General features: G+C 30.9%; 22 protein-coding genes. 19 read left to right on the top strand and 3 right to left on the bottom strand.

The genetic code is table 11. The features are described 5' to 3' along the window. Window position 1 precedes the first annotated feature (1 nt). From K354_RS0101570 to K354_RS0101530, 9 genes are all read left to right on the top strand, one after another. Complete coding sequence (locus K354_RS0101570) at window positions 2-484, top strand: hypothetical protein (protein WP_024953761.1); 483 nt, start codon at window positions 2-4, stop codon at window positions 482-484. After that, window positions 485-1042, top strand: coding sequence for a septum formation inhibitor Maf (gene maf, locus K354_RS0101565; RefSeq protein WP_084607293.1), 558 nt, complete (start codon window positions 485-487; stop codon window positions 1040-1042). Then, window positions 1043-2128 carry an aminotransferase class I/II-fold pyridoxal phosphate-dependent enzyme gene (locus tag K354_RS0101560; RefSeq protein ID WP_024953759.1) on the top strand — a complete coding sequence of 362 codons (1086 nt, stop codon included), beginning with the start codon at window positions 1043-1045 and terminating at the stop codon, window positions 2126-2128. It abuts the gene before it with no gap. Continuing rightward, a complete protein-coding gene (locus tag K354_RS0101555; protein ID WP_024953758.1) occupies window positions 2125-2823 on the top strand; it encodes an ATP-binding cassette domain-containing protein in 699 nt (232 codons plus the stop codon). The genes K354_RS0101560 and K354_RS0101555 overlap by 4 nt, the downstream gene beginning before the upstream one ends. Next, window positions 2820-4742, top strand: coding sequence for a penicillin-binding protein 1A (locus K354_RS0101550; protein WP_024953757.1), 1923 nt, complete (start codon window positions 2820-2822; stop codon window positions 4740-4742). Before K354_RS0101555 ends, K354_RS0101550 begins: the two co-directional genes overlap by 4 nt. Next, window positions 4736-4930 (top strand): YwbE family protein, encoded by a 195-nt coding sequence (locus K354_RS0101545; protein WP_342665251.1) that lies wholly within the window; start codon window positions 4736-4738, stop codon window positions 4928-4930. The genes K354_RS0101550 and K354_RS0101545 overlap by 7 nt, the downstream gene beginning before the upstream one ends. Next, window positions 4931-5377, top strand: a complete 447-nt coding sequence (locus K354_RS0101540) for a YaiI/YqxD family protein (protein ID WP_024953755.1) — start codon at window positions 4931-4933, stop codon at window positions 5375-5377. Beyond that, window positions 5374-5964: a pentapeptide repeat-containing protein gene (locus K354_RS0101535; RefSeq protein WP_024953754.1), complete on the top strand. Its 591-nt coding sequence runs from the start codon at window positions 5374-5376 to the stop codon at window positions 5962-5964. Before K354_RS0101540 ends, K354_RS0101535 begins: the two co-directional genes overlap by 4 nt. Window positions 5965-6033: 69 nt before the next feature. Next, on the top strand, window positions 6034-6951 hold the full coding sequence (locus tag K354_RS0101530; RefSeq protein ID WP_024953753.1) for a glutaminase: 918 nt from the start codon (window positions 6034-6036) through the stop codon (window positions 6949-6951). Between the two features lie 38 nt (window positions 6952-6989). Here the strand turns inward: K354_RS0101530 and glnA are convergent, their stop codons facing one another. Further along, window positions 6990-8420, bottom strand: a complete 1431-nt coding sequence (gene glnA, locus K354_RS0101525; RefSeq protein ID WP_024953752.1) for a type I glutamate--ammonia ligase — start codon at window positions 8418-8420, stop codon at window positions 6990-6992. Between the two features lie 66 nt (window positions 8421-8486). Next, the gene (locus tag K354_RS0101520; protein ID WP_024953751.1) at window positions 8487-9266 is read right to left on the bottom strand and encodes a histidinol-phosphatase HisJ family protein; all 780 of its coding nucleotides are present in this window, start codon (window positions 9264-9266) and stop codon (window positions 8487-8489) included. Window positions 9267-9376: 110 nt separating this feature from the next. Between K354_RS0101520 and K354_RS0101515 the strand changes: the two genes are divergently transcribed. From K354_RS0101515 to K354_RS0101475, 9 genes are all read left to right on the top strand, one after another. Then, the gene (locus tag K354_RS0101515) at window positions 9377-10096 is read left to right on the top strand and encodes a hypothetical protein (protein ID WP_024953750.1); all 720 of its coding nucleotides are present in this window, start codon (window positions 9377-9379) and stop codon (window positions 10094-10096) included. Continuing rightward, a complete protein-coding gene (locus K354_RS0101510) occupies window positions 10097-11356 on the top strand; it encodes a peptidase U32 family protein (protein WP_024953749.1) in 1260 nt (419 codons plus the stop codon). It abuts the gene before it with no gap. Window positions 11357-11373: 17 nt separating this feature from the next. Next, window positions 11374-11868 (top strand): 5-(carboxyamino)imidazole ribonucleotide mutase, encoded by a 495-nt coding sequence (gene purE, locus K354_RS0101505; RefSeq protein ID WP_024953748.1) that lies wholly within the window; start codon window positions 11374-11376, stop codon window positions 11866-11868. Window positions 11869-11880: 12 nt separating this feature from the next. Beyond that, the gene (locus K354_RS0101500; protein ID WP_024953747.1) at window positions 11881-12366 is read left to right on the top strand and encodes a DUF3972 domain-containing protein; all 486 of its coding nucleotides are present in this window, start codon (window positions 11881-11883) and stop codon (window positions 12364-12366) included. A gap of 111 nt (window positions 12367-12477) precedes the next feature. Beyond that, entirely contained in the window at window positions 12478-13350 is an 873-nt protein-coding gene (gene glyQ, locus K354_RS0101495; RefSeq protein WP_342665250.1) for a glycine--tRNA ligase subunit alpha, read from the top strand. Beyond that, window positions 13328-14050 carry a Nif3-like dinuclear metal center hexameric protein gene (locus K354_RS0101490; RefSeq protein WP_024953745.1) on the top strand — a complete coding sequence of 241 codons (723 nt, stop codon included), beginning with the start codon at window positions 13328-13330 and terminating at the stop codon, window positions 14048-14050. Before glyQ ends, K354_RS0101490 begins: the two co-directional genes overlap by 23 nt. A 111-nt stretch (window positions 14051-14161) precedes the next feature. Then, window positions 14162-14881, top strand: coding sequence for a zinc ribbon domain-containing protein (locus K354_RS0101485; RefSeq protein WP_024953744.1), 720 nt, complete (start codon window positions 14162-14164; stop codon window positions 14879-14881). Further along, window positions 14871-16025: a lipid IV(A) 3-deoxy-D-manno-octulosonic acid transferase gene (waaA, locus tag K354_RS0101480; RefSeq protein ID WP_051505371.1), complete on the top strand. Its 1155-nt coding sequence runs from the start codon at window positions 14871-14873 to the stop codon at window positions 16023-16025. The genes K354_RS0101485 and waaA overlap by 11 nt, the downstream gene beginning before the upstream one ends. A gap of 99 nt (window positions 16026-16124) precedes the next feature. Continuing rightward, entirely contained in the window at window positions 16125-16865 is a 741-nt protein-coding gene (locus K354_RS0101475) for an RluA family pseudouridine synthase (RefSeq protein WP_024953742.1), read from the top strand. A 31-nt stretch (window positions 16866-16896) separates the two neighbouring features. On the opposite strand, the gene K354_RS0101470 is transcribed toward K354_RS0101475, so the two are convergent. Beyond that, a complete protein-coding gene (locus K354_RS0101470) occupies window positions 16897-17385 on the bottom strand; it encodes a DUF4405 domain-containing protein (protein WP_024953741.1) in 489 nt (162 codons plus the stop codon). Window positions 17386-17569: 184 nt separating this feature from the next. On the opposite strand from K354_RS0101470, the gene ffh reads away from it, so the two are divergent. Next, entirely contained in the window at window positions 17570-18913 is a 1344-nt protein-coding gene (ffh, locus tag K354_RS0101465) for a signal recognition particle protein (protein ID WP_024953740.1), read from the top strand. Window positions 18914-19150 lie beyond the last annotated feature (237 nt).

Below are 19150 nucleotides of genomic sequence, written 5' to 3'. Positions count from 1 at the left end.
AATGGAAGAGTTTGTAATAGATTTATTTGGAGGCTTTGGACGTGTTATTGTTTTTGTACATATAATAGGTGCGGCTTTGTTAATAGGAAGTATGTTTACAATTAAATTTATTATAGAACCAACAGTAGAAGATATAGAAGATGAAACTATAAAATATAGTAGAAAAATTAAAATACTTGATAAATATACATATTTTGTTTTTATCGTTGCTTCTTCTATTATAATGAATATTGGATTTGGATTTCAGTATGCAAGTCCAACTATTTATTCTTTGATACATGTGAAAGAAGCTTTATCTGTTTTTATAGCTTTTAATTTTGCTTATATGTACATAAAACTCATAAGTGCAAAAAAATTTTTTAAAACAAGAAGTTTTTTTGAAGTAGAAAAAAACTTAAATATTATTACGCTTTATTTGTTACCGTTAAACCTTCTTTTATCTTTGATTTCTGTTTATATTGGTCTAATTGTAAGAGGGTTTTAATTGAAAAAAATAGTTTTAGGTTCAAATTCAATAACCAGAGCAGAGCTTTTAGACTCTTTTGGCGTGCCTTTTATTCAAAGAGGAGCAAGTTTTGATGAAGAGAGTTTAAATATAAATAACCCTAGTCATTTTGTATATAGAGCAACGCTTGGAAAAATGAATAGTTATGTTGAAGAGTATGGACTTGATTTGCCTGTAGTTTGTGCTGATACTGTTGTTACATGTAAAGATAAACTTTTACGAAAAGCAAAAAATAAAAATGATGCTAGAGAGATTTTATTAACTCAAAGTGGAGGGAAAGTTTCTATTCTTACATGTATGATTTATAAAGCACAAAAGCTTGAGTTTATTGACCTCTCTTCTACGGATTATATCTTTGAAGAGTTTGATAAACAAGCTTTAGAGGAGTATCTTCTTACTGATGAATGGGAAGGAAAAGCTGGTGCTTGTATGGTCGAGGGTTTTTGTAAAGCATATATCAAAGAAGTAAGAGGTTACGAAAGTACTGCTATGGGACTTTGTGTAGAAAAACTTTTACCGTTTTTACAAGAGGATTAGATGTATACAAATGAGTTAAAAGCTATAAACAAATCAAATAGATATAGACAAAGAGTTGTTTACGATGAGAGTTTAATAGACTTAGCTTCAAATGATTATTTAGGATTGAGTACAAAAAAACAGCTTTTAAAAAGAGCCGTTACAAAAGTACAAATGTTTAAAAATCATGCTCCAAAAGCTTCACAAGTAGTCAATGGTTACCATCAAATCCATAAAGATTTTGAAGATTTTTTATGCAGACAAAATGGATTTGAAGATGCAATAGTCGCAGGAAGTGGTTTTTTAGCAAACCTCGCTTTAATCGAAGCACTTCCAAGGAAAGGTGATATACTTGTTTTAGATGAAGAATACCACGCGAGTGGAATACTCGCAGCAAAACTTGTTGATGCACAAGTTATTGTTTTTAAACACAATGAGATCTCTTCTTTGGAAGATATTTTGAAGAACACTCAATATAAAAGAGCGATAATCGCAGTCGAGGGAATTTACTCGATGAGTGGAGAGATTTTAAATAAAGAGATATTTGAAGTTGTAGACAAATATGAAAATACTATTTTAATAGTAGACGAAGCACATAGTAGTGGAGTTTTAGGTGAAAATTTTATGGGTGTATATGACTTATACAATATAGAGGTAAAAGCAAATCATATAAAGATGGGAACACTTGGTAAAGCATATGGAAGTTATGGAGCATACATACTGGCTTCTAGTCATATAATAGAGTTTTTACAAAATAGAGCAAAAGCTCTCATATATGCTACAGCACCCTCTTTAATCGACATAGAGTTAGCACATCAAGGTATGTTATATATCTTAAAAAACAGAGATAAATTAAAAAAGAAAATTCAAAAAAGACAAGAGTTAGTAAAAGAGTTTTTTGGCGTGGATATGAAAGGTTTGATTTTTGCCTATGAGATGCAAAGCTCTGATGCTGTTTTAACGATGCAAAAAAACTTAATAAAAAAAGGTTTTTTAGTTGGGGCAATAAGACCTCCAACAGTAGAAAAACCAATTTTGAGAATAATCCCTAGAGTTGATGTTAAAATAAAAGATTTGAGAAAACTTTTTGAGGAGATACTATCTTGAGCTTTACATGTAAACAGCTTTTAATACACTCAAAAGAAAAAAAACTTGTAGATATAGATTTTACTTTTGAAAAATCTTTTGCTTTAATAGGTGAGAGTGGAAGTGGTAAAAGTTTGACTTTAAAAGCACTTTTAGGAATGTTACCTAAGAACTTAGATGTTACAATTGATTTAGACAATATAGATTTTGTATTAGAAAGGGGAAAAAATGTTGCACTTGTCCCTCAAAATCCCTTTACAGCCTTATCCCCACTTACAAAGATAATAGACCAGTTTTTAGTGCCAAAAGATGAAGCTTGTAAGTATTTTGAAATGGTTGGTTTAGAAACAAGTTTTTTAGATCGTTTTCCAAGTGAATTAAGCGGTGGGCAGCTTCAGCGTGTGGTTATAGCATTTGCTTTACATGCAAATCCAAAACTTTTGCTTTTAGATGAGCCAACTACGGCTTTAGATGTAAAAAGTAAAGAATCTATTTTAAAACTTTTACAAGAGTTACATGTAAAGAGTGATTTTAAGTTAATGTTCGTAACTCATGATATAGAAGCAGTAAGAGAGTTGTGCGAAGATATAGCGATAATAAAAGAAGGTAAAATTGTTGAAGCTGGGAATTTAAAAACAATAATAGAAAATCCCCAAAATGAGTATACGAAACAACTCATAAATGCAGGCTTCAAAAATCGAGGATTTAGAATATGAAATATTTAGTAACAATTTTTTTAACAGGTGTTTTTTTAGTAATAGCTGGACTTATGTATATTTATTCTGAAGTTCGTTTTGATGCTTATAAAATAATAGATTACCATCCAGAACTAAGTACTCAAATATATGATAGAAATGGAGAGCTTATAGCCAATATATTTGATAAGGAACATAGATTATATACAAAGTATGATGAGATTCCAGCTCGTATAATAGAAGCTTTAGTTGCTATTGAAGATACTTCATTTTTTGAGCATAAAGGAGTTAATTTTGAAGCTATTTTTAGAGCACTTATTAAAGATATAAAAGCTATGAAAATGGTAGAAGGGGCAAGTACATTAACCCAGCAGCTTGTTAAAAATGCTTTACTTACAAGAGAAAAAAAGATTGTTCGTAAACTTAAAGAGGTAGTTTTAGCTTTTAAAATAGAAACAGAATTATCAAAAGAGGAAATTTTAGAGAGATATTTTAATGAAGTCTATTTTGGACATGGATATTATGGTATAAAAACAGCTTCACTTGGGTATTTTCATAAAAATTTAGATGCTTTGAATTTAAAAGAAATTGCTATTTTAGTTGGACTTCCAAAAGCACCTAGCTCTTATGATCCAACTCGCAATATTGACTTATCGTTGAGTAGAGCAAATAGAGTTCTTTACAGGATGCATTCATTAGGTTGGATAAGTTCAAAAGAGTATAGAAATGCAATTACAGAACAACCTATAGTTTATGATGAAACCTTAACAAAAAATAGAGCGCCTTATGTAGTAGACGAAGTTATAAAACAAGCTAGCCGTGAGTATGAAGATTTTAAAACAGGTGGTTATGAGATTCATTTAGGTATAGACTTACGATTACAACAAATTGCAAGAGAATCATTACTTGTTGGATATAACAAGATTTTTGAGAGACATAAAGATTCAAATGCTACCATTTTAAATGGTGCATTAATCTCTTTGGATAGCAAAACTGGTGAGATACTAGCTATGGTTGGTGGTATTGATTATAAAAAATCTCATTTTAATAGAGCAGTTCAGAGTAAACGCCAACCTGGTTCTGCTTTTAAGCCATTTTTATATCAAAAAGCACTTGATGTTGGATACTCTACTATGAGTGAAATTCCTGATATCTCTAGAGTTTATACAGATAAGAAAAATGATAAAGATTGGAAACCAAAAAATTATGAAGAAAATTTTGAAGGTTTACTGACTTTAAAAGAAGCCTTAATCCATTCAAGAAATTTAGCTACTATAAATCTTGTGAATGCTTTGGGTATGGATAGTGTGTATAAAGAGTTAAAAAAAGATGGTTTTAAGGACATCCCTTATGATTTATCTATGGCTCTTGGTACATTTGGTATTTCTCCACTTGAATTAAGCGGTTTTTATGCTATGTTTCCAAATTATGGCTATAAAGTTGAACCAATTTTGATTAAAAGAGTTATAAATAGATATGGTGATGAAACAATTTATGAGAGTGAAAAAAAGAGGATTACTCAATCAGAACAGGCTTTTTTAATAGTAGATATTTTAAGAACAACGGTTGAGAGAGGAACAGGACGAAGTGCTAAAGTTGCAGGGATAGAAGTTGCAGGAAAAACAGGAACGACCAATAGTAATGTTGATGCATGGTTTTGTGGTTTTACTCCTGAGATAGAAGTACTTACATGGTATGGAAATGATGATAATTCTCCTATGAAAAGATATGAAACAGGTGGGCGTGTTGCTGGACCTGCTTTTGCAAATTTTGTTAAAGAGTATATTAAAATAAATCCACAAACAAAAAGAACATTTACTCCACCAGATGGTGTAAGTATGAAAAAGATAGATGGGAAAAGGGAGTACTTTACAAAAACTTCACCTTTACCAAAAGTGAATAAATATAAAGAAAATGAGAGTGGGGGAATGATATTTTGAGTGGACAAAAAAGAGCAGATATAAGAGCTGGATTAAAAGTAAAAATTGTATTAAAAAAAGACCAAAGAAGCGGTATCTTAACTGAAGGTATTGTAAAAGATATATTAACGAATTCTCCTAGCCATCCTCACGGTATAAAAGTGCGATTAAGTGATGGACAAGTAGGTCGTATTAAAGAAATAATATAAATGAAATTGTATATAGATGGTGATGCTTTCCCTAATCTTTTAAAACCTATTATTTTAAAAGCAATAGAAAGATTAGGACTTGAGACATATGTAGTAGCGAACAAAAAGATAAGCATAGGTAAATCAAATTATGTGTCATATATAATTGTTGAACAAGGTGCAGATGAAGCTGATAATCGTATCGTAGAATTAGCTGTTGAGGGTGATTTAGTTATAACTGCAGATATTCCACTTGCAGATAGGCTTATTAGTAAAAATGCCCATGCGATAGATCATAGAGGCGAGCTTTATAGTGTAGATAATATAAAGCAGTATCTTACTATGCGAAACCTTATGAGTGAACTTAGAGATAGTGGAGAAGTTACTGGAGGACCAGCACCTTTTAGTAAAAAAGATGCAGAAGGTTTTGCTAATCAACTCAATAAATTCTTACAAAAGAAAAAATGAATACATTTTTAAAAGATAATTTTGCAGAAGACTATAAAAATTTAGATTTAAACTCAGAAGTATTTGAAAATATAGAGTTTGATGAGTGCAGTTTTGAAAAGTGTAATTTTTCAAATACTGTATTTAAAAGTTGTTTCTTTATCGGGTGTAAATTTCAAAATTGTGATTTAAGTTTAATGAAAGTAGTAAATTCTAAGTTTTCTGAAGTAGATTTTGTAGATTGCAAAATTATAGGTGTGGATTGGACAAAAGCTTGTGGGGACTCTTTAATCCAAAAACCAAACAAGTTTAGAAACTCGGTGCTTAATGCTTCTTCTTTTTTTGGATTAGCACTAGAAGAGTTTACTTTAAGAGAGTGTGAAGTAAAAGATGTTGATTTTAGAGAAGCAAATTTAAAAGAAGCAGATTGCACATATACTGACTTTACTGATGCAGTATTTTTTAATACAAACCTTTCAAAAGCAAATTTTTCTTATGCTCAAAATTTTAATATTGACATACAGACAAATACTCTTACTGGTACAAAATTTAGCCGTTATGAGGCCATTAGATTGCTTAATGGTTTAGGTATAGAACTTATTGATTAAAATGCAATATAAATCTTTATAAAATTTAGATATTATTCTTTATTTATTGTAAATGAAGAAGGGTTGTTTATGAACTATGAAGAAACTTTAAAAGAAATACAAGAAGAAGTTACGCCTTTATTTGGTAAAGGAAAGATAGCAAATTATATTCCTGCATTAGCAAAAGTAGAACCAAATCAATTTGCTATGAGTTTGCAACTTTTTGATGGTCAATCGTATCATGTAGGTAATAGTGATCAAAAATTTTCTATCCAAAGTATTTCAAAAGTATTTACTTTTACACATGTTATGAACCTTTATAATGAAAGCTTGGAAAATCGTTTAGGATTAGAGCCTTCAGGAGATCCTTTTAATTCTTTAGTGCAACTAGAATATGAAAATGGAAAACCAAGAAATCCTTTTATCAATGCAGGGGCAATTGTTTTGTCTGATATGCTTGTAAGTAAGTATAAAAAAAATACATATGAAGAGATGCTCAAATATATACAAAAAACATGTGATAATAATTTAATTAGTATCGATGAAGAAGTTTATTTATCGGAAAGAAAAAGTGGTTTTAAAAATTATTCTATGATATATATGATGAAAAGTTTTAAGAATATCAAAAATGATATCAATAATGTCATGGAAGTTTATTTTAAATTATGTTCACTTAGAATGAGTACAAATGAGCTAAGTAGGGCAATGCTTTTTTTATCAAATCATGGAGTAGATCCGATAACACAAGAGGTTTTTTTAACACAATCACAAGCTAAAAGAGTAAATGCAGTGATGTTGACATGTGGTCATTATGATGCTTCTGGAGATTTTGCTTTTCGTGTAGGATTACCCGCTAAAAGTGGTGTTGGAGGAGGAATTGTTGCTGTTATTCCTGGAAAAATGTCACTTTGTGTTTATTCTCCAAGACTAAATTCACAAGGGAATTCTTTGATTGGAACTAAAGCATTAGAACTTTTTACAACAAAAACAGGATTTTCTATATTTTAATTATTTAGAGAAGAAGAGGGCCTGTGGCCCTCTTTTGGTTAACAAGAATAAGTTGTTTTAAATTCAAATGCTGTTGGTCTAGCTTCATCAGGCCAAACTTGAGTTTCAAATTTATAGTTTTGATATGTATCAATAAAATCATCTGTCATTACAGGTTTTAGATAGTCATTATCTCTGATTAATGCTTCTAATGAACCTCTTAGAGTGTGTGGCATTTGGTTGATACCTTTTTCTCTAATTTCAGATAGGCTTAATTCAAATAAATCTTCATCCATTGGACCGACTGGTTCCATTTTGTTTTTAATACCATCAAGACCAGCAAGAAGCATTGCAGCAAACGCTAAGTATGGGCAAGCTGTTGAATCTGGGAATCTCATTTCAACACGTACAGATTTTTCACCAGCACCGTAAGGAATACGACAACTAGCACTTCTGTTTTGTGAAGAGTAAGTAAGGATTGAAGGAGCTTCAAATCCTGGGATTAGTCTCTTATATGAGTTAGTTGAAGCATTTGTAAACGCTGCAACTGAACGAGCATGAGTTAAGATACCACCAATATAATGTCTAGCCATATCACTTAAGTTTGCATACTCTCCATCTTTGAAGAATAAGTTTTTACCATCTTTCCAAATTGACATGTGAGTGTGCATACCGTTACCATTGTCTCCATAAAGAGGTTTTGGCATAAATGTTGCAGTTTTACCATTTAGGTGAGCAATCATTTTTACTACATATTTATATTTTTGTACGTTATCTGCTGCTTCAATAAGTGATCCAAATTTAACACCTATTTCACCTTGAGCTTGTGCAACTTCGTGGTGAACAACAAAAGTTTCAAGTCCAACTTGCTCTAGTACTTGTACCATTTCAGCACGTAAATCTACCATTGAGTCAGTTGGTTGGCATGGAAAATATCCACCTTTTGTTCTTGGTCTATGACCTGTGTTAAAACCATCTTGGTAAGAAGTACTATCACTCCATTCACCCTCTTCAGAATCAACTTCATAATAAGAACAGTTAATTTCGTCTTTAATTTTTACATCATCAAATACAAAAAATTCATTTTCAGGACCAAAGTAAGCAACATCACCAAGTCCAGTTTCACTTAAATGCGATAGTGCTTTTTTAGCAATACTTCTTGGACATTTTTCATACATTTGTCCTTTATAAATATCAAATACATCACAAAAAACTACGATTGTTGAATCAGCTGTAAATGGGTCTAAAAATGCAGTTTCAGCTTCAGGCTTTAAAAGCATATCTGATTTGTTAATTGGTTGCCATGCATCAACACTAGAACCATCAAAAGGAATACCTCCTGTTAACATTTCTTCATTTATAGCATGCATTGTATATGTAAGATGATGCCATGCACCTTTTATATCTGTAAAACGAAAGTCTACAAATTGAACTTCGTTTTCTTCACAATATTTAAAAAACTCTTCTACACTATTGACAAATTTGCCCATAAGTACTCCTCGTTAAATTTTAATACATTTTATCCAATTATTCTAAATAAAAAATTACTTTTATGCTTAAAAAGTAATCATTTTACGTTCTTTTTTTAGAAAAGTTGCACATTTATTGTAACCAAATGATTTTGCATATTTATAGATTTCATTTTTTTTATATCCTACTTGTTCTGGTGCATGAGCATCTGAAGAAAAAGTTATAGGTATATCATTTTGAGCTAGAAGTTCCATAATATCTTTGCTAGGGTAGGCTTCTTTTACTGGTTTTCTAAAACCAGCAGCATTGATTTCAACGACGATATTTGCTTTTTTAATTTCTTGTATAGCTTTATTTGCAATAGATTTTATATCTTTTGTTGGAAGAAAATTAAACACTTTTATTAAATCTATATGACCAATTATATGAAAGAGTTTACTTTTTGCTAAACATTCGATTGCTTCGAAGTAATCTTCCCAAATTTTATTTATATCTTTATTTTTGTATTCTCCAATAAACTCAGGGTTATCAAATCCCCATTTTCCTATAAAATGAACAGAACCTATGAGGTAATCTACATCGGCTTTTAAAACTCTTTCATCAATATACCCATTAAGAAAATCAACTTCATAAGCAAGAAGTACATTTATATCATTTTTGAATTTTTCTTTTACATGTAAAATAGTTTTTTCATACTCTTGCATTTGTTCAAATTTCATACGATATTTTGGATCAAAGTTCATAGGAGCATGGTCACTAAACCCAAAGTATTTTATTTTTTCTATAATTGCTTTTTTTACATATTCTTCTGCTGTACCAGTAGCATGTTTACATAAAATAGTATGGTTATGTAGGTCTACACTCATAAATACCCCTCTTTTTTTTCTTTTAAAGTAAAATTATATGAAAAGTTATATATAATGTAGCATAAATCTATATATTCTACTTTTTAGATGAATATTCTTAGGAGATACTAATGACACAAGAAGAACTTGACGCATTGATGGCAGGCGGAGTAGATGAAGATGAAAGTATGCCAGAAGAAGTATTAGAAGAAACATTAGAAGAAAATACTGAAGAAGTTGTACCAGAAGAATCTGTTAAAAGTGATAATTTGAAAGAAGCTCATGGTTATAGAACTTCAGCAGATATGTCTTGGCCACCACCACCACCAACTGATGACCATAAAATGGTGTATCAACTTGATGATGTAACAAAAGATTCTGAAGTTAAAGCAGGTGAAGTTTTTGATAAATTAGAGTCTATAAACTCATTTATGATGGAAGCTGAAGAGAGTGCTAATGAAGTAATCGCTTTGATTGAAGCTAATATCACCTTATTTACTACTTTATGTGAAAAATTTCCTAACGTACAAGAGTTTACCCAAGCTTTAGAAGATAACCAAAACATGAAAACTAAAGTTGAAGGTTTGGTAGAAAGTGCACAAAATGCAGAAGATGAAGTAATGATGACTATGGATATTATGCAATATCAAGATATACATAGACAAAAAATTGAAAGAGTAATTAATGTTATGAGAGCATTGTCTAAGTATATGAGTAATCTTTTTGAAGGTAAGATTGATGATGACAAACGTGTTGGTAGTGCTGTTCATATTGATGGTGATGAAGATACACAAGACGTAGTAAGTAATGATGATATTGAAGCATTAATTGAAAGTTTAGGGAAAAAATAATTGATAAAAACAGAATTACTTTCTCCTGCAGGAAATTTTGAGAAGTTAAAAATAGCGTTGGCATATGGTGCGGATGCTGTTTATGGCGGAGTGAGTCATTTTTCTTTAAGAATTCGTTCAGGGAAAGAATTTACTTATGAGAGTTTTGAAGAAGCTATAAAATATACGCATAAAATGGGTAAGAAAATCTATGTAACAGTTAATGGGTTCCCTTTTAATGCTCAAATTGAACTTTTAAAAAAACACATTAAAAAAGTAGCTGATATGAATCCTGATGCTTTTATCGTTGCAGCTCCTGGAGTGATAAAATTGGTTCATGAGATTGCACCTCATATTCCAATACACCTCTCGACTCAAGCTAATGTATTGAATTATCTTGATGCCCAAGTTTTTTATGATATGGGTGTAAAAAGAATAGTAGCTGCTCGTGAAGTAAGTCTTAAAGATTTAGTTGAAATTAAAAAGAGGATACCAAAACTTGAGATAGAAGCTTTTGTTCATGGTTCTATGTGTTTTGCATACAGTGGTCGTTGCCTTATAAGTTCTGTTCAAAGTGGACGAGTATCTAATAGAGGAAGTTGTGCAAATGATTGTAGATTTCCTTATACAATGTATGCGAAGAATGAAGAGACAGGAACATTATTTAAAGTAGAAGAAGATGCTGCTGGTACACATATTATGAATGCAAAAGATTTAAATCTTTCAGCTCATGTTGATGAAATCCTTAAAAGTGGTGTAGTTGATGCACTGAAAATTGAGGGTCGTACTAAAAGTAGTTATTATGTAGGGATTACTGCTAAAACATATAGAAGTGCTATAGATGATTTTTACAATAATAAATTTAATACACAAAAGTATGTCGAAGAGCTTAATTCGACTAAGAATCGTGGTTTTAGCGATGGATATCTTGTAAGTCGTCCTTATGAAAAAAATAATGATCAAAATTTAGAACACTCTATTAGTGAAGGTACGCATCAAGTTTATGCAGAAGTATGTGCAGATGGCAAAAGTGTTTTATCAAAAGATAAATTAGAACCAAATGTAGAATATGAGTTAGTTTTGCCTCATGAAGATATAGATGAAGTAAATAATGAAATAGGAATTATAAAAAAAGATGACGGTAAATGGAGTATCAAGTTTAAAGAACTTAAAACTTCAAAAGGTAAGGTATATGAGTCAATTCATAGTGGGAATACAAATGCGATTGTAACACCATGTGATTTGCCAGCATATACATTTTTAAGAAAAAAAACAAATTAATAAAAAGGTTGTAAAGAATGAAATTTGTGTCAATTTTGATGGGTAGTAAAAGTGATTATGAAATTATGCAAGAAGCAGCGAAAATTTTAGAAAAATTTGGTGTTGCCCATGAATTAATTATATCTTCAGCTCACAGAAGTCCTGAAAGAACACATACTTATGTCAAAGGGGCAGAAGAAAAAGGAGCTAAAGTATTTATAGCAGCAGCTGGGATGGCAGCACACCTTGCAGGTGTTGTAGCATCACTTACAACAAAACCAGTTATTGGTGTTCCTATGAAAGGTGGTGCAATGGATGGTATGGATGCTATGCTTAGTACTGTTCAAATGCCAGCAGGTATGCCTGTAGCTACTGTAGCTCTTGGAAAAGCAGGAGCTATGAATAGTGCTTATTTAGCAATGCAAATTTTAGCAATTGAAGACGAAGAGTTACGTGCAAAGCTTTTAGAAGATAGAATTTTAAAAGCAAAAAAAGTTGAATCTGATTCAAACGAGGTAGAAGTAAGAATATAGAAAGGTGCACTCATGCAAACTTGGTTAGAAATAGAAGAGTTTAGTAAACTTATACATTTGGATATTCCTACTATTGAGGATATGATAGAAAGAGGGAAACTGAGTGTAAAAGAAGAAGATGGTAAACGTTTTATAGAAGCTTCAAAAGGGACTAATGAATTGATGCCTTTGTCTAAAACATCTGATTCTATTGTTGAAGTTGAAGCTGTAAATTTACCTGGAGCTGATTTTGTTGAAAAAACAATAGGCACAATTTTAGGTTTGCATGAAAAAGTTATGGATGCCAAAGATGAAACTCTTGATGCTTTAAAAAGTGAAAATCATTTTTTAAAAGAGGCACTTTTCTCTATGCAAGAATTGTATGATGAAGATAGAAAAATAGTAGAAACTTTAACTAAACAACTTGAGACGACTCAAGAAGAGTTAGAGTTTACAAGAAGAAAATATAAGCTTATGTGGAATAAAGCTGTAGAAAATTATAAAAAAGATGATGGTTAGAAAAATATGAAATTAAAGTTTCTAGCCTTTGGGCTAAGCTTTAGTGATTGAGTAAGGTTTGGACTTGTTCAAATTTTATGAGAAATTAATGAAAAAAAGGATGATTAGTTGTTGACATTTAGTGAAATGCTTTTAAAGTTACAAACTTTTTGGCAAGATGAAGGCTGTACAATAGTTCAGCCATATGATATGCCTGCTGGTGCTGGTACATTTCATAATGCTACATTTTTAAGAAGTCTAGGTTCTAAACCATGGGCAACTGCGTATGTAGCTCCAAGTCGCCGTCCAACGGATGGAAGATATGGTGAAAATCCAAATCGTTTAGGTGCTTATTATCAATTTCAAGCATTAATTAAACCAAGCCCAGATAATATCCAAGAGTTATATCTTAAAAGTTTAGAAGCATTGGGGTTAGATTTAAAAAAACATGATATTAGATTTGTTGAAGATAACTGGGAATCACCAACACTTGGTGCATGGGGACTTGGTTGGGAAGTCTGGTTAGATGGTATGGAAGTGACTCAATTTACATATTTTCAACAAGTTGGAGGGATTCCTTGTGATCCTGTTTCTGTTGAAATTACCTATGGTGTTGAAAGACTTGCTATGTATTTGCAAGAGAAAGATTCTGTTTATGATTTAGTTTGGAATGAAAACAAGCATGGTATCACAACATACGGTGATGTGCATAAACAAAGCGAATATGAATTTAGTAAATATAACTTTGAAATAGCAGATACAAAAATGTTGCTTGAGCAATTTGAAAACAGTAGAATAGAGTGTAAAAGATGTTTAGAAGTAGATCTTCCTCTTCCTGCTTATGATTATTGTTTGCTTGCTTCTCATACTTTCAATGTTCTTGATGCAAGAAAAGCAATTTCAGTTACACAAAGACAAAATTATATATTAAAAATTCGTGAGCTTGCTAAAGGCTGTGCTGTAAAATATAAAGAAGTAGTGGATGCAACTGAAGCAAATCTATAAAATTTTGGATGAACTAAGTCCATTTGAACTCCAAGAATCATGGGATAACAGTGGTTTGCAAGTTGGAGAGATGGATGATGAGGTACAAAGAGTTTACTTAAGTCTTGACGTGGATAGTTCACTTCTTGATGAAGTGGAGGAAAACTCTCTTATTATAGTTCATCATCCTTTAATTTTTAAAGGTTTGAAAAAAATAGATTCTTCTATTTTCCCATCATCTTTGATAAAAAAGATGATAAAAAAAGATATATCTTTGATTGCAATGCATACAAATTTTGATACTACGCATCTTAACAAATATGTAGCAACAAAGATATTGGGTTATAAAAATATAGAGTGTGATGGTCATATTTGTTATTTTAATGTAGACTGCTCTTTTGATGAATTAGCTTTACATGTAAAAGAATCTTTAGGACTTGAGATAGTTAAAAGTGTGGTTGCCAAAGAGTATATTAAAAAATGTGCTTTAACTACGGGAAGTGGAGGAGATTTGATAAGTGGAGTGAATGCAGATTGTTTTTTAAGCGGGGACTTCAAATATCATCAAGCTTTAGAAGCAAAAGAGAATGGTTTGAGTTTATTGGACATTGGACACTTCGAGAGTGAGTCCCATTTCCCAGTATGTTTAAGCGAAAATTTGATTAATTTCCCATTAAAAGTTATAATGTCAAATTCAAAAAACCCATTTACATACAAATAAAGTATTAAATAGAAGTATATAAGCCTAGCTTTGTACTTATGAAAGAGAAACTTTTAAAAAAAACTATTTTTTAAAGGTGTGAAATAAAATGATTAAGAGGAATAATAACTTATGAATAAGTATTTAGAGCAATTAGTAAATCTTTCAAAGATTGATAAAGAAATTGATGCGTTTGGTCCAAGAGTAAAAGAGATTGAATCAAAATTGAGAGCAGCAGTAGCAAAAGAAAATGATATAAGTAAAACTATATTAGCTTATGAAGAAGAAGTAAAAGACTGTAAGTTGAAAAGAAGTAAAAATGAGCTTCATTTAGCAGAGCTTTCAGATAAGTTAACTGAGATTTCTAAAAAAGGTGCTATTGTTAAGACTGATAAAGAAATCAAAGCTTTACAATTAGAAGAAGAGATTTCTAAAGAGCAATGTGAATTTGCAAATGAAGAAATTGAACGTTTAGATAGTATTATTGAAGCAAAAGATATAGATATAGAAGAGAAAAAGGAAGAGTTAGCTCAAATTCAAAAAAATACTGAAGAAATTCGTACTTCTATTGAATCACAAATGTCAGAAATTGAAAAAGAAAGATCAACAGTTTATAGCTCTAAAGAAAAATTAATTTCTGAAATGAGTCAAAAAATATTAACATTTTATGAGAAAATTAGAAAATGGGCTGGGAATACAACAGTTGTTCCAGTCAAAAAGCAAGCATGTTATGGTTGCTTTATGAGAATTAATGATAAAACATATGCATCAGTTATAGCTCATGATGATATTGTTACATGTCCTCATTGTGGAAGAATTTTATATAAAGAATTAGAGGAAGTTGAGGCATAATTTGCTTCTTTTTTACTATTCGCTGGTAGTGCTAGTTTATATTATAGCACTACCAGTTTTGATAATTCTCTGCTTTAAACAAAAATACAAGATATCTATTCCCTCAAGATTTTTTTTAAAAAACAATAGTGCATTTAAGAATGAAGGAATTTGGTTTCATGCCTGTTCTTTAGGTGAAGTAAATTCGCTCAAACCAATTTTTAAAGAGTTAAAAGAAGAAAATATTAATCTATCAGTGATTACTGGTACTGGATATAAAGCTGCAAAAGAAATTGAAGGTTTACATGTAAGGTTTTTACCATTTGAACTTTTTTTACCTTTTTGGATAAATAAACAAAAGACTTTAGTTGTTTGTGAAGCTGAACTTTGGCCTATGCTGTTTATTGTTTCAAAACTCAAAGGCATAAAAACTATTTTGATAAATGCAAGGGTTTCAGATAATTCGTATAATTCGTATAAAAAGTTTTCTTGGTTTTATAAGTGGATTTTTGGAAGTATTGATGAAGTTTTTGCACAAAGTGGTATTGATAAAGAAAGATTAGAAGAGTTAGGTGCAAAAAAAGTAAAAGTAAATGGAAATATAAAAACCTTTTCAAAACCAGTGGTTACAAAAGAGTATATTAAACCAAGAAAAAAAGTAATAGTGGTTGCAAGTTCTCATGAGTCTGAAGAGCAGATGATATGTGAAAACTTGAAACTCAAAGATGATGAAATGTTAATAGTAGTTCCTAGACATCCTGAGAGGTTTGCCAGTGTCGATAAGCTATTACAACATTTTACGAAAGAAAAAAAATTAACTTACTCTAAATTGAGTGTAGGTGATGATTTAAATAAAAATGTAGTGCTTTGTGATAAGATGGGTGAGTTAGTTAATTTACTTGCTATAAGCGATATTGTTATTTTATGTGGTTCTTTTATAGACGGGATAGGTGGACATAATCCACTCGAACCTGCTTTTTTTGGAAAAAAGATAATAAGTGGACCATATACATTTAATCAAAAGGCACTTTTTTCTTTAGTAGAAAATATAAAAGTATGCTCAATAGATGAGCTTAAAGATATAAACTTTGATGGGCTTCAAGCTTCAAAAGTTTTACATGTAGGGAATATAAATTTTCTTATAAAAGAGATAAAAAATAAATAGAAAGATTTCTCGCATAAGGCATAGCTTTCTCAAAGAGAGAGCAAGCACCGAGTGAGAGGAATTTTTTTGGAATTCACTTCCAAAAAAAGGAGAAATAAAGTGAACGAAAAAGCATATAAATTATTGGCAGTACAAGAAGGAATTTCAAATCGTGCTGCAAAAGATTTGATAGATCGTGGTGTAGTATATAGTGGTGGAAAAAAAGTTACAGTGGCTCGTGGAGAAATAAGTTCAAAAGCAAATTTTAAAATAGAAAAAATAGCAAAACCAAAGATTATATTTCAAGATAAAAAAATCATAGCAGTGGATAAACCAGCATTTATGACAACAGAAGAAGTTGCCAGAAACTATGCAGAATTTACACTTTTACATAGACTTGATAAAGAAACAAGTGGTGTATTACTTTTTACGAAAGATGATGCATTTCATGAAGAAGCGGTACAAGCTTTTAGAAAAAGAGAAGTAGAAAAAGAGTACATAGCTGTAGTTCAAGGTAAATGTGTAGAAGCAGTGACGATAGATGATCCTATTATTACAATTAAAAAAGGAAGTTCTTTATTTAGTAAAATTGCTAGTGAAGGTAAAGATGCTATTACTCATGTCGAACCACTTATGCTTGAAGGAAAAATTTCTAAAGTAAAAGTAACTATTGAAACAGGAAGGACTCATCAAATAAGAGCACACTTGAAAAGTATAAAAATGCCTATTGTAGGAGATACCCAATATGGTGCAAGACCTTACAAAAGGGTTATGTTACATGCACATAAAATAGCATTACTTGGATACAGTTTTGAAAGTAAAGAGCCAGGAGAATTTGCAAAAATCATGAATATGGGATAAAGCGTTCTTTTTAGAACGCTTTGAATAGCTTTTATTTTGAAATTATTTGAACAATTTTATATGGAGATGTATGGTTCTTTTTTGAAATTTCTAAAATAGAGTTTGCATCTTCTAATAAAATCCCTGATTTTTCTAATTTTTGATTTACCAATTGAACATCTTTACCTAAAATTGTTATTGCATCATTTAAAGGAGCATTAAATACAGCACTAATTACCATTTTGGATGGATGTTCACCACCTTTATTTCCTACATTACTAATAAACCCAACTGTTATAACCAATGTTAAGATTGCTGAGAGTAGAAATGATTTCTTTTTAAAATAGTTTTTCATACTTTTCCAATTAAAGAAAATATGAAATAAAGCAAACAGAACAAAAGCTAATCCCAATATTTCATGCATCTCTTTTGTGTATTGGTCTAGTACATGAAAAAACATCATTACACCTGTTATAGAAATTATTAAAAAAGTAAATGTAGTTATGGAGGTTGCTAAATCTTTTTTCTTAAACGAAGTCATTATATATCCTATAAATTTTTAATTTGATTTTAAAAGTATAAGATATTTATTTTAACCAAATGTTAATCAAGTTAGAAAGATGTATATATAAAGTTTATCTAGGCTAAAGCAATTTTTTAGTATTATTGCATTCCTTTAATGGGGCAATATTGCTAAAATTTACATGTATAAACAAGGAAAAGATTTGTTCGAGGTTTTAACTGATTCATTCAAAACAGCTGTCAACAAGATAAGATTTGCAGACGATGAGAAGTCTTTAAAAAAGGCTCTTGATACACTTAAAAAATCTCTTTTAAAAGCGGATGTTCATCATAAAGTAGTAAAAGATTTACTTAAAGTAGTAGAGACTGAAACAAAAGTAGCGGGAATTGGACAAGTAAATTTTCTTCGTTCTTTGAAAGATAACTTAACACAGACACTAACAGCTCCAGGAAATCAAGGATTTGTTTATGCTTCTCAAGCACCTACTAGGGTATTGATGGCTGGACTTCAAGGTAGTGGTAAAACAACTACAACAGTAAAACTTGCAAATTATTTAAAATTAAGACAAAAAAAAGTTCTCATAGCAGCGTGTGATTTACAAAGATTAGCTGCGGTTGAACAACTAAAACAACTTTGCGAGCAAAATGAATTAGATTTATATTTTGATGATAAAGAACAAAATCCTGTAAAAATTGCAAAGGCAGCAGTAAAAAAAGCAAAAGATGGTCTTTATGATGTGCTTTTAGTAGATACTGCAGGTCGTTTAGCGATAGATGAAGAGCTTATGCAAGAATTGACTGAAGTAAGATCAGTAATAGAACCAGATGAAGTTTTTTATGTAGCTGACTCTATGACAGGGCAAGATGCTATAAGAAGTGCGGGTACTTTTCATGATAAAATTGGTATTAGTGGTGTAGTTCTTAGTAAATATGATGGTGACAGTAAAGGTGGTGTTGCTTTAGGAATTGCGAAACAGATAAATGTACCACTTCGTTTTATAGGAACAGGTGAAAAAGTAGCAGATTTAGAGCTATTTGTTCCAGATCGTATTGTAAATCGTCTTATGGGTGAGGGTGATTTAGAAACTCTTGCTGAAAAAACTAGCGCTATTATTAATGAAAAACAAGCTAAAGCACTCAATAAAAAGATTAAAAAGGGTGAATTTAACTTTAATGACTTTTTAGAACAAATGGAGCAGATGAAAAAATTGGGAAGCATGAAATCCTTAATAGGAATGATTCCAGGACTTTCAAGTATGGCAGGACAACTAAAAGATGTTGATTTAGAGAATTCTGTTGAGATGAAAAGAATTAAGGCTATGATAGGCTCTATGACTAAAAAAGAACGTGAAATGCCTTCATTGTTAAATAATACAAGAAAAAGAAGAATAGCAGAAGGTGCAGGTTTGTCAAATATGGATGTAAATAAATTTTTAAAACAGTTTAAAAATGCCTCAAAGATGGCAAAGAAATTTTCCGGTAAAAAGGGAATGCAAGATTTACAAAATATGATGGCCCAAGCAAAACAAGGTGGAATCCCTAGATAGCAGATGGGAGTCAAGGCTAAACTTTTTGCAAAAGTTTAAAGTATTAGCAATGATCTCTATTATAGCTTTACATTTAAGGGGTTTTTTGATATAATCCCACATCGTTTTGGCTTACGAAATAATCCCTCTGTGATTGTAAGCTGTAAATAGCGCTTTGAAGCGTTTATAGAGGCACAATAAACTTATTAAATTTATTCTGCTTATATCCCTTTCAAAAAATTATTTACAACAAAATGG

Source organism: Sulfurospirillum arcachonense DSM 9755 (assembly GCF_000597725.1).
GTDB classification, from domain to species: Bacteria; Campylobacterota; Campylobacteria; order Campylobacterales; family Sulfurospirillaceae; genus Sulfurospirillum_A; species Sulfurospirillum_A arcachonense.
Note: the sequence above shows the minus strand (reverse complement) of the source record. Positions and strands in the feature narration are given on the sequence as shown.

Coding starts and splice junctions, on each gene's coding strand:
- K354_RS0101570 (WP_024953761.1), top strand. CDS start 2: ATGGAAGAGTTTGTAATAGATTTATTTGGAGGCTTTGGACGTGTTATT.
- K354_RS0101560 (WP_024953759.1), top strand. CDS start 1,043: ATGTATACAAATGAGTTAAAAGCTATAAACAAATCAAATAGATATAGA.
- K354_RS0101550 (WP_024953757.1), top strand. CDS start 2,820: ATGAAATATTTAGTAACAATTTTTTTAACAGGTGTTTTTTTAGTAATA.
- K354_RS0101540 (WP_024953755.1), top strand. CDS start 4,931: ATGAAATTGTATATAGATGGTGATGCTTTCCCTAATCTTTTAAAACCT.
- K354_RS0101535 (WP_024953754.1), top strand. CDS start 5,374: ATGAATACATTTTTAAAAGATAATTTTGCAGAAGACTATAAAAATTTA.
- K354_RS0101530 (WP_024953753.1), top strand. CDS start 6,034: ATGAACTATGAAGAAACTTTAAAAGAAATACAAGAAGAAGTTACGCCT.
- glnA (WP_024953752.1), bottom strand. CDS start 8,420: ATGGGCAAATTTGTCAATAGTGTAGAAGAGTTTTTTAAATATTGTGAA.
- K354_RS0101520 (WP_024953751.1), bottom strand. CDS start 9,266: ATGAGTGTAGACCTACATAACCATACTATTTTATGTAAACATGCTACT.
- K354_RS0101515 (WP_024953750.1), top strand. CDS start 9,377: ATGACACAAGAAGAACTTGACGCATTGATGGCAGGCGGAGTAGATGAA.
- purE (WP_024953748.1), top strand. CDS start 11,374: ATGAAATTTGTGTCAATTTTGATGGGTAGTAAAAGTGATTATGAAATT.
- K354_RS0101500 (WP_024953747.1), top strand. CDS start 11,881: ATGCAAACTTGGTTAGAAATAGAAGAGTTTAGTAAACTTATACATTTG.
- K354_RS0101490 (WP_024953745.1), top strand. CDS start 13,328: ATGCAACTGAAGCAAATCTATAAAATTTTGGATGAACTAAGTCCATTT.
- K354_RS0101485 (WP_024953744.1), top strand. CDS start 14,162: ATGAATAAGTATTTAGAGCAATTAGTAAATCTTTCAAAGATTGATAAA.
- K354_RS0101470 (WP_024953741.1), bottom strand. CDS start 17,385: ATGACTTCGTTTAAGAAAAAAGATTTAGCAACCTCCATAACTACATTT.